Here is a 9,326-nt window from a genome sequence, read left to right on the forward strand (position 1 = left end):
ATGGAATGTTTAATGCTGTATGTAGTTTTTATCAAAATGGTACATCTTATACTTGAAAGAAACGGACCGAGTGCTCGTACGTACTTGGTTTTTTGTTTGGTAGATTGATTAAAAAAGAAAGAAGGAATTATTCCTTTAAAATAGCTATGTAAAGAGAGGGAAACATCTATGCGTTTAAGACATAAACCGTATGCAATGGATCGAATTAATGAATATTCACATATCGTAATCGGAAACCCAGAGGAGCGCGCTGGTAGCTGGAATGAAGTATTTGGAAACGAACAACCAATTCACATTGAAGTGGGTACAGGTCGTGGCCGCTTCATGTATGATATGGCAAAAGCGAATCCACATATTAATTATATTGGAATTGAAAAATTCACAAGTGTTGTTGTAGATGCACTTGATAAATTAATTGAAGAAGAATTACCAAACTTAAAGTTAATTAATAAAGATGCTGAAGATTTAACAGTTTTCTTTGCGAAAGGTGAAATTGATCGCGTTTATTTAAACTTCTCAGATCCATGGCCAAAGAAACGTCATACGAAGCGTCGTTTAACGTATAAAACATTTTTACGTAATTACGAAGAAGTGTTAGTAGAAGGCGGAGAAATTCATTTCAAAACAGATAACCAAGGTCTATTTGAATATTCTCTTATGAGCATGGCTGAGTATGGTATGTTACTAACGTACTTAAGCTTAGATCTTCATAACAGCGACTTTGAAGGTAACATCATGACTGAATACGAAGAGAAATTCTCTAGTAAAGGTCATCGTATTTACCGAGTTGAAGCAAAATATCGTACAGAGCCTATGCAGTAATGCATAGGTTTTTTTACATCTAAAATAATCAGAATTTTATGTTAAGATTAATTGAAAGGGGGATGTGTAATGGAACAGTTACAAATTGGAGATATAAAAGTAACGTGGTTAAAAGGCGGGAATACACATTTAGACGGGGGAGCGATGTTTGGTGTTGTGCCGAAAGTACTTTGGTCACGTAAGTATAAACATAATGATACAAATCATATTTATTTACGAACAGATCCGTTACTTTTGCAAACGAAAGACGGAAATATGCTCATTGATTCCGGAATAGGAAACGGTAAATTGAATGAGAAGATGAAGCGGAATCAAGGTGTAACAGAAGAATCATCGGTTTATGAATCATTAGAAAAACTAGGATTAAAGCCAGAAGATATTCACTATGTTTTAATGACGCACCTTCATTTTGATCATGCATCTGGTTTAACAAAATGGGAAGGTGATCACCTTGTACCAGCGTTTCCGAACGCGAAAGTTTACGTAAGTGAAACAGAGTGGAATGAAATGAGGAACCCAAATATTAGATCCCGTAATACATATTGGAAGGAAAATTGGGAGCCGATTGTAGATCAAGTTGTTACGTTCCAGCAAGAAATAGAAATTACAGATGAAATAAAAATGGCGCATACAGGTGGTCATAGTGATGGACATGCAGTTATTGCTTTAGAAAGCCATGGGGAAACGATGCTTCATTTAGCAGACCTATTACCGACGCACGCACATCAAAATGTATTATGGGTAATGGCATACGACGATTATCCGATGACCTCGATTGAAAATAAGCAAAAGTGGATGAAGTATGGTGCTGAAAAAGAGGCATGGTTTACGTTTTACCATGACGCATATTATCGCGCTGTGAAGTGGAATGAGGAAGGGCATATCGTAGAAAAAATAGAACGGAAAACGAGTATAGAAGCATAAAAATAGGAGGTTGTTCCATCATATTTATTGGAGCAGCCTCTTTTTTATTGTCGGGTTTTGTCGGTAAGTCGATATATTTAAACAAACGCTGATATAAATTGAGTTGCGCCGATATAATTGGGAAATCGCTGATATAAATTGAGTTGCGCCGATATATTCGGAAAATCGCTGATATAATTTTAATCAATACCCGCAATTTCAAAAAAATAAGAGGTTCACCTAATGGGAACCCTCCTTTTTATGCTGCTATAACCTCTAAAACAGTACCTGTTTTAGCATCAACTAAAAATTCAAATCGTTCTTGTATATCATTTAACATTGTTGTAAGACCGCCGCGATAAACTTCATATGCGACATCATATTTTTCAAATGTCTCTGGAACCATATGTACCCAAGAGCCAGTAATTTCACCTTTATGACTTAATGCTTGTTTCACCATTTTCAATGCTTTTTCTGAAGAAATATGGGATTGTTCTTGTACTTTGTTTGCAACGAGATAACCAGCTGCGAACCCAACGCCAAGACCTGCTACTAAACCTTTCCAGCTCATATATTCACCTCAATTCTATAAAATAAAAATAGTGTACCGATAATAATTATAAAGCAAATACAGCCAAAAAAGAAGAAACTAGAAACATTTCGAAAATTTCGTTACAATAAAAGAGGTATTCTACTAAGGTTTGAAAGAAGGGGACTTCGTGAATAAAGAGACATTACAATTATTTCGTACGTTAACAGAATTACAAGGTGCATCAGGTTTTGAACATGATGTACGCCGTTTTATGAAACAAGAATTAAGCAAATATGCGGATGAAATTGTACAAGACGGTTTAGGTAGCGTATTTGGTCTGAAAAAAGGGGACGAAACTGGCCCGCGTGTTCTTGTAGCAGGTCATATGGATGAAGTAGGTTTCATGGTTACGCAAATTACGAAAAACGGAATGCTTCGTTTTCAAACGTTAGGCGGCTGGTGGAGCCAAGTTTTATTAGCACAGCGTGTACAAGTTATGACGAAGAATGGTCCTGTTATTGGGGTTGTTGGTTCTATTCCTCCTCATTTATTAAGTGACGCGCAACGTGCAAAACCGATGGATATAAAAAATATGTTAATTGATATAGGTGCAGATAGTTATGAAGATGCGATTGAAATTGGTGTAAAACCAGGACAACAAATCGTGCCGATTTGCCCATTCACACCGATGGCAAATGAGAAGAAAATTATGGCGAAAGCTTGGGACAACCGTTACGGATGTGGTCTTGCAATCGAATTGTTAAAAGAATTAAAAGATGAAACATTACCAAATACATTATATTCTGGTGCTACTGTACAAGAAGAAGTAGGCCTCCGCGGAGCGCAAACAGCTGCAAATATGATTCAACCAGACATTTTCTATGCGCTTGATGCAAGTCCAGCAAACGATGCATCTGGTGACAAAACACAGTTCGGTCAATTAGGAAAAGGTGCTCTTCTTCGTATTTACGATCGCACGATGGTAACACATAGAGGAATACGCGAATTCATTTTAGATACAGCAGAAACAAACAACATTCCGTACCAATACTTTATTTCACAAGGTGGTACAGATGCGGGCCGTGTACATACAAGTAACTCTGGTATCCCATCAGCAGTAATTGGTGTTTGTGCACGCTACGTTCATACACATGCTTCAATTTTACATGTTGATGATTATGCAGCGGCGAAAGAATTAATTACGAAGCTTGTAAGAACAACAGATAAAACGACGTTAGAGACAATTAAGAATAACGCGTAGAGAAGAAGGGCGAAAAACCCTTCTTTTTTTAGGTTGAATAGATGACCCAGCGATGAGTGGTGGCGGTTAGTGCCTAATGGGTGCTCGAATGATGTATTAAGACCGCGGGTAGGAAGAAAGAAGAAGCCTGTTTTTGTGTTTAGGACCAGTAATATTGTAGAAAGCGACCTTCTTTTATGGGGAGAAGGAATTCCCTGATGGTGTGTGGTAGTGGTTGGTACTTAATTTGTGCCGAAGCGGATATTAGAATAGAATGATGAATTTTTATAGAGGTGAACGAAATGAAAGTAGTAGTTGGATCGAAGAATAAAACGAAGGTTGGCGCTGTGGAGAAGGTTTGGAAAGATGCTGAAATTACATCTCTTTCTGTTCCGTCAGGAGTATCAGCTCAGCCTTTCTCAGATGAAGAGACGATGCAAGGAGCGATCAATAGAGCGAAGCGAGCGCTAGAGGACGGAGAAGCTCCAATTGGGATTGGGCTAGAAGGCGGCGTAATGAAAACGGAGCACGGTTTATTTATGTGTAACTGGGGCGCGCTAGCAACAAGTGATGGGAAAGTATTTGTGGCCGGAGGAGCGCGTATTACGTTACCAGACGATTTTTTAGCACCTCTTGAAGATGGTAAGGAATTAAGCGAAGTGATGGAAGAGTTTGTGCAGCGAAAAGATATTCGTAGTCACGAAGGTGCGATCGGTATTTTTACAGATGATTATGTCGACCGTACGGAATTATTTGTACACGTTGTTAAGTTGTTAGTTGGGCAATATAAGTATGACAAAAAGCAAGCATAAACCTTGCACCGTGCGCGATGTATGGTAGTATAAAAGAAAGATTATAACATGAAAAATGTACCCGTTAGAGGAGGAAATATAGATGAAGTCATTAGAAAGCATGGAGCAATTCCAACAGTTAAAAAATGAAGAGAATGTAGTCTTTATGTTCTCAGCAGAATGGTGCCCAGACTGCCGCTTTGTAGACCCATTTATGCCAGAAGTAGAAGAGAAATATAGTGATTTCTCATTTTACTATGTAGATCGCGATGAGTTTATTGATCTATGCGTAAAATTAGACGTATTTGGCATTCCGAGCTTTGTAGCGTACAATAAAGGTGAAGAAACTGGTCGCTATGTAAACAAAGATCGTAAAACACAAGAACAAATCGAAGAGTTCATTGAAGGTTTAAAATAAGGCAATTTGCCAATTGAATTGTAAAACAACCTCTACCTTCGCGGGGGAGGTTATTTTTTTGGAAGGGAGGAAAAAGAGATGAAGATGACAAGTAAAAAGATGAAAGATGAGTTAATAAAGAAATTATCTCGCCCAGAATGGGACTTTCAGTATGATAGTGAGAAAGAAGTTTTACGTATTGAACAAAAAGACTCCAAAAAAGGTATTAACGTATCGCTTCCAGGAGTTGTGGCAAAATGGGAAGTGAACAAAGAAAAGGCAATTGAAGAAGTTGCTTATTACGTACAAGAAGCGCTAATTGCGATGCATAAAGAAGAAAATAGCGGAGCGAAAATTTTACCTGTTATTCGCTCTACTTCTTTCCCGAAACAAGCAGAAGAAGGAAATCCGTTTATTATGACGGATCATACGGCGGAAACACGTATTTACTATGCGTTAGATTCGAATAAAACGTATCGACTAATTGACGAGCGTCTATTACAAAAATTAGAACTTACAGAACAGCAAGTGCGTGAAATGGCATTATTCAACGCACGCTCATTAGGTTATGAATTTAAACAAGACACAGTAGCGGGGAATACATTCTACTTTTTAAACACAAATGATGGGTATGACGCGACTCGTATTTTAAACGAATCGTTACTACAATCGATGCGTGAAAAGATTTCTGGTGACATGGTTGTTGCTGTTCCTCACCAAGATGTATTAATTATTGCTGATATCGTCAACGAAATCGGTTATGATATTATTGCACAAATGACAATGAAATTTTTTGCCGAAGGGCATGTTCCGATTACATCACTTTCATTCGTATATGAAGATGGAGAATTTGAACCAATCTTTATTTTAGCGAAAAATCGGAAGAAGACAGATGGAAAAGAGAAAGGATGAACGAAGTGAACGTTTTTTACAACCTTGAAGGAATTGGTGACACTTTAATTGTTGCCTTACAAGATATTACTTTAGAGAACCGTACTTTTGATCGCAAAGGAGATGTTGCACGCGTATACGATCGTGAAAGCAACGAGACAGCAGGATTCAACATCTTTAATGCATCTTCTTACTTAGAAGTAAAAGAAACAGGCAACCTTACATTAACGAAAGAGCTTGTAGAGAAAATCAACGAAATTTTAGCGAAGAATGGCTTTGAAGAAACAGTAGAAGCAGATCTTTCTCCGAAATTTGTTGTAGGCTATGTAGCTGAAAAAGAAAAACATCCAAATGCTGATAAGTTAAACATCTGTAAAGTAGAAATCGGTACAGAAACATTACAAATCGTATGTGGTGCACCAAACGTTGATGCAGGACAAAAAGTTGTCGTTGCAAAAATCGGCGCTGTAATGCCAAGCGGTATGTTAATCAAGCCAGCTGAGCTTCGCGGTGTTCCTTCTTCTGGAATGATCTGCTCTGCACGTGAATTAGAGCTTCCAGATGCTCCACAAGAAAAAGGTATTCTTGTATTAGAAGATAGCTTTGAAGTTGGACAAGAGTTCAAATTTTAATTGATATAAGAAAAGAGAGGTTGTCCTTTTGGACAACCTCTCTTTTTTTTGCATTCATTGTTGGTAATTCGAAATTTCGTGTTGAATCGTTGATATATTGAGAATAGTGATAGATATATTTAAAAAATCGTTGATATATTGAGAGTAGTGATAGATATATTCAAAAAATTGTTAATATGATAAGGATGTCACCTTTTTTCTTAAAATCTATATTGTATTTTATAAACAAACTAGTTAAAATTTAGAAAAATAGAAGGAGATAGACGTATGAAACAGAAACCAAAAATCGCAGAACTTCTAAAACGAATTGAAACTTCAAAACAGCAAGATGTTGAGCTAGGTACTTATGAAATATATTTGTTTAGTGAAAGTGAATTAGAAAAAGGACAAATCGGTTACCGATACGATAAACATAAAAATTCATTAATAAGTGAAGAACACGGAAAATGGAAAGAAGAATGGATTACAATTGGATATGAAACGGATATGGGCGATCCAGTTTTCGTAAATATAGATGATGCCGCTTATCCGCTTTATACTGCAGAACGTGGTACAGAAAAATGGCAGCCAGTTTATATTGGAAATATAGATGAGATTATAGGGCAATTATAAGAAAAACTTTGAATCCGGTGCAAAGTGATGGGGGAGAAGTATGAAGTATATAAAAATAATGAGCATGATTGCATTCATTGGAATATATATGGCCGGTTGTTCACAAGAGCAGCCGAAAAAAGAAACTACATCTTCTATACAAGAGAAAAACAAAGATACCAAAGAAGACGCACCGGTAGAAAAGAAGCAAGAACAAGAAAAGAACGAAGAATCGCAAGCAATTCAAACGAATGACCAAGTAGAACATAAGCAAGAGGAAGTATCATCTGATGAAAAGAAAGAAGAAACTACGCCAGTGCAGCCGACTGAGCAACCAGTGCAAAATAATGAACAAAAAATAGAGAGTAATGAAAAACAAGAGAAGTTTCTCGTCGTTATTGATCCAGGGCATCAACAAAAAGCGAATTTAAATTTAGAGCCGATTGGACCAGGGGCAACAACGCAAAAATATAAAGTGACAGACGGTACAACAGGTGTTGTGACGAAAAAGAGAGAGGCTGTACTTGTATTAGAAATGGCTTTTTTATTAAAAGAAAAGCTTGAAGCAAAAGGGATACAAGTATTAATGACGAGAACATCACAAGACGTTGATATAAGTAATAAAGAAAGGGCGACATTCGCAAATAATCATAAGGCTAATTTATTTTTACGTCTTCATGCAGATGGTTCTGAAAATCCAAACCAAAGTGGATTCGCTGTATTGACGCCGGCAGAAGGAAGTCCGTATACGAAAGAGATTTATGCGGAAAGTCTTCAAATCTCTCAAATGATTGTAAATAAAATGAGGGAGAACCAGCAAGTAAAAGTAAATGGAATTAAATTTCGGGATGATCTTTCTGGATTTAATTGGGCAAAGGTTCCTGGTGTGTTATTAGAACTTGGGTTTATGTCAAACCATGAAGAAGATAAAAAATTATCTGACCCGCAATATGTAAATTCTTTATTGCAAAGTGTAACGGATAGCATAGATGCATATCAGAAGAGTAAAGCTTAAGCGCAGTCTTATATGAAAGGCTGCGTTTTTTCATATGAAACACTCGTAAATTAGAATATTGTGGATAAATATGACATGCTTAATTTTACCTGCACTTTTTGCCGAATGCTGATACAATAAAGGATGTTACTATTTAGTAGAAAGAGTGGTAAGCATGTTAGATTGGATGAAAAAGCTGTTTAACAAAGAGGAAGAACAAACAGCGATGAATAAAGAAGTACCAAAGCAAATTGAAAGTCAGCCGAAAATTCCTCGTGTAAACCACTACACTGAAGCAAGAGAAGCACAAATGGCAAGTAGGAATGCAGGTAAATGCCGTTTTCCTTTAGTACCGGATAATGGGTTCGATGAAGAGGATGAAAGCGAAGTAAATCGCTTCGAAGAACAACCTGTTCAAGGAGTAACATATGAAGAACCGACTGCCCAAAGAGGAATAAAGGTGGAAAGAAGCAGACGACCGTATGTGGAAAAGGTAGTTTCTACATATGAAGAGCCGGAAGTGCAATATGAACCGGTGCGGGAGTCTGTCGTTAAAAAGGCATCTGTACCTTCGCAAGAGAGTAACCGTAGACCATTTCGTCCAACAGAAATGATTTCGCCAATTTATGGATATAATCGTCCTTCAGTAGAGAAAAAGGAAGAAAAGCAGGAGGAAGTAAAGGAAAGAGAAGACCTTGAAATATCTGTAGAGGGTAAATCAGTCGTTGATGCATGGTTAGAGAAAAAAGGATATACATTATCTGATTTCTCAGAAGGACAAGCACCAACTTCTTCTAGTCATAGAGCTGCTAACCAGCAAGGGGAGCAACAATATGAAGAGAATAAAAAGGAAGAAAAGTCAGTAGTTGATCAATGGCTAGAGAAAAACGGTTATGAAATTGAATGCCAAGTGCCTTTAGTAGAAGAAAAAGAAGTGATTCAAGAAATGAGTACACCGCAGGAAGTTTCAGCGGATGAATTACTTCATAAAACAGTAGCTGAGCAGATGGAAAGTGCTAAGCTAGAAAAAGATGTAGTGGTGTTAAACGAAAACAATCTACAAGAAGAATTAGTAGCTTCTAAAGTAGAGCACGAGGATACAATATTATCAGAAGAAATTAAACGTAATACAGAAATAAAACAACCTACTATTGAAGTAGAAAAGCAAGCTCCAGAAGAATCAGTGATTGTCAAAGCAGAAGAAAAACTTGAAGAAACAATCATTGTGGAAATACCAGAAGAAGTGTCAAAAGTAGAAGTAATTGCAGAAACGGAAGAGTTTGAAGAAGTAGTTATGGAAACAGAGGCACCTGAAGAAGTGGAAGGAATTACAGAAACAGAAGAGTCAGAAGAAGCTGAAGTAATTGCGGAAGCAGAAGAGTCAGAAGAAGTGGAAGTAATTGCAGAAGCGGAAGAGTCAGAAGAAGTAGAAGTAATTACAGAAACAGAAGAGCTAGAAGAAGCTGAAGTAATTGCGGAAGCAGAAGAGTCAGAAGAAGTGGAAGTAATTGCAGAAGCGGAAGAGTCAGAAGA

Annotated in this window: 10 protein-coding genes and 1 pseudogene; 10 read left to right on the forward strand and 1 reads right to left on the reverse strand. The window is 37.3% G+C overall.

What is annotated here, in order from left to right:
- The first annotated feature begins 168 nt into the window (after positions 1–168).
- Positions 169–822: a tRNA (guanosine(46)-N7)-methyltransferase TrmB gene (gene trmB / locus AB6801_RS06930; RefSeq protein ID WP_097999289.1), complete on the forward strand. Its 654-nt coding sequence runs from the start codon at positions 169–171 to the stop codon at positions 820–822.
- A gap of 69 nt (positions 823–891) precedes the next feature.
- The gene (locus tag AB6801_RS06935; RefSeq protein WP_061654602.1) at positions 892–1,746 is read left to right on the forward strand and encodes a YtnP family quorum-quenching lactonase; all 855 of its coding nucleotides are present in this window, start codon (positions 892–894) and stop codon (positions 1,744–1,746) included.
- 238 nt (positions 1,747–1,984) lie between these two features.
- On the opposite strand, the gene AB6801_RS06940 is transcribed toward AB6801_RS06935, so the two are convergent.
- Positions 1,985–2,296 carry a PepSY domain-containing protein gene (locus tag AB6801_RS06940; RefSeq protein WP_000118543.1) on the reverse strand — a complete coding sequence of 104 codons (312 nt, stop codon included), beginning with the start codon at positions 2,294–2,296 and terminating at the stop codon, positions 1,985–1,987.
- A gap of 148 nt (positions 2,297–2,444) precedes the next feature.
- Between AB6801_RS06940 and AB6801_RS06945 the strand changes: the two genes are divergently transcribed.
- The 8 genes and pseudogenes from AB6801_RS06945 to AB6801_RS06980 form a co-directional block, all read left to right on the forward strand.
- Positions 2,445–3,518: a M42 family metallopeptidase gene (locus AB6801_RS06945; RefSeq protein WP_001031514.1), complete on the forward strand. Its 1,074-nt coding sequence runs from the start codon at positions 2,445–2,447 to the stop codon at positions 3,516–3,518.
- A 281-nt stretch (positions 3,519–3,799) separates the two neighbouring features.
- Entirely contained in the window at positions 3,800–4,309 is a 510-nt protein-coding gene (locus tag AB6801_RS06950) for a DUF84 family protein (protein WP_000869937.1), read from the forward strand.
- An 82-nt stretch (positions 4,310–4,391) separates the two neighbouring features.
- The gene (locus AB6801_RS06955; RefSeq protein ID WP_000838193.1) at positions 4,392–4,706 is read left to right on the forward strand and encodes a thioredoxin family protein; all 315 of its coding nucleotides are present in this window, start codon (positions 4,392–4,394) and stop codon (positions 4,704–4,706) included.
- A gap of 78 nt (positions 4,707–4,784) precedes the next feature.
- Positions 4,785–5,597 (forward strand): DUF1444 domain-containing protein, encoded by an 813-nt coding sequence (locus AB6801_RS06960; protein WP_000784588.1) that lies wholly within the window; start codon positions 4,785–4,787, stop codon positions 5,595–5,597.
- Positions 5,594–6,208 carry a YtpR family tRNA-binding protein gene (ytpR, locus tag AB6801_RS06965; protein WP_001006761.1) on the forward strand — a complete coding sequence of 205 codons (615 nt, stop codon included), beginning with the start codon at positions 5,594–5,596 and terminating at the stop codon, positions 6,206–6,208. The genes AB6801_RS06960 and ytpR overlap by 4 nt, the downstream gene beginning before the upstream one ends.
- A 267-nt stretch (positions 6,209–6,475) precedes the next feature.
- Positions 6,476–6,820: a thiamine transporter gene (locus AB6801_RS06970; protein WP_097999290.1), complete on the forward strand. Its 345-nt coding sequence runs from the start codon at positions 6,476–6,478 to the stop codon at positions 6,818–6,820.
- Between the two features lie 40 nt (positions 6,821–6,860).
- Positions 6,861–7,814, forward strand: a complete 954-nt coding sequence (locus AB6801_RS06975; protein WP_000874039.1) for an N-acetylmuramoyl-L-alanine amidase — start codon at positions 6,861–6,863, stop codon at positions 7,812–7,814.
- A 154-nt stretch (positions 7,815–7,968) separates the two neighbouring features.
- Positions 7,969–9,326, forward strand: a pseudogene (locus AB6801_RS06980) (DNA translocase FtsK); the annotation flags it as partial.

The organism is Bacillus sp. RCC_6_1 (genome assembly GCF_041360755.1).
In the GTDB taxonomy this organism is placed as follows: domain Bacteria; phylum Bacillota; class Bacilli; order Bacillales; family Bacillaceae_G; genus Bacillus_A; species Bacillus_A cereus.

What these genes read in the sequence shown, in the direction of transcription:
- AB6801_RS06975 (WP_000874039.1), top strand. Translation starts at nt 6,861, where the DNA reads ATGAAGTATATAAAAATAATGAGCATGATTGCATTCATTGGAATATAT.
- trmB (WP_097999289.1), top strand. Translation starts at nt 169, where the DNA reads ATGCGTTTAAGACATAAACCGTATGCAATGGATCGAATTAATGAATAT.
- AB6801_RS06950 (WP_000869937.1), top strand. Translation starts at nt 3,800, where the DNA reads ATGAAAGTAGTAGTTGGATCGAAGAATAAAACGAAGGTTGGCGCTGTG.
- AB6801_RS06960 (WP_000784588.1), top strand. Translation starts at nt 4,785, where the DNA reads ATGAAGATGACAAGTAAAAAGATGAAAGATGAGTTAATAAAGAAATTA.
- ytpR (WP_001006761.1), top strand. Translation starts at nt 5,594, where the DNA reads ATGAACGAAGTGAACGTTTTTTACAACCTTGAAGGAATTGGTGACACT.
- AB6801_RS06970 (WP_097999290.1), top strand. Translation starts at nt 6,476, where the DNA reads ATGAAACAGAAACCAAAAATCGCAGAACTTCTAAAACGAATTGAAACT.
- AB6801_RS06955 (WP_000838193.1), top strand. Translation starts at nt 4,392, where the DNA reads ATGAAGTCATTAGAAAGCATGGAGCAATTCCAACAGTTAAAAAATGAA.
- AB6801_RS06940 (WP_000118543.1), bottom strand. Translation starts at nt 2,296, where the DNA reads ATGAGCTGGAAAGGTTTAGTAGCAGGTCTTGGCGTTGGGTTCGCAGCT.
- AB6801_RS06935 (WP_061654602.1), top strand. Translation starts at nt 892, where the DNA reads ATGGAACAGTTACAAATTGGAGATATAAAAGTAACGTGGTTAAAAGGC.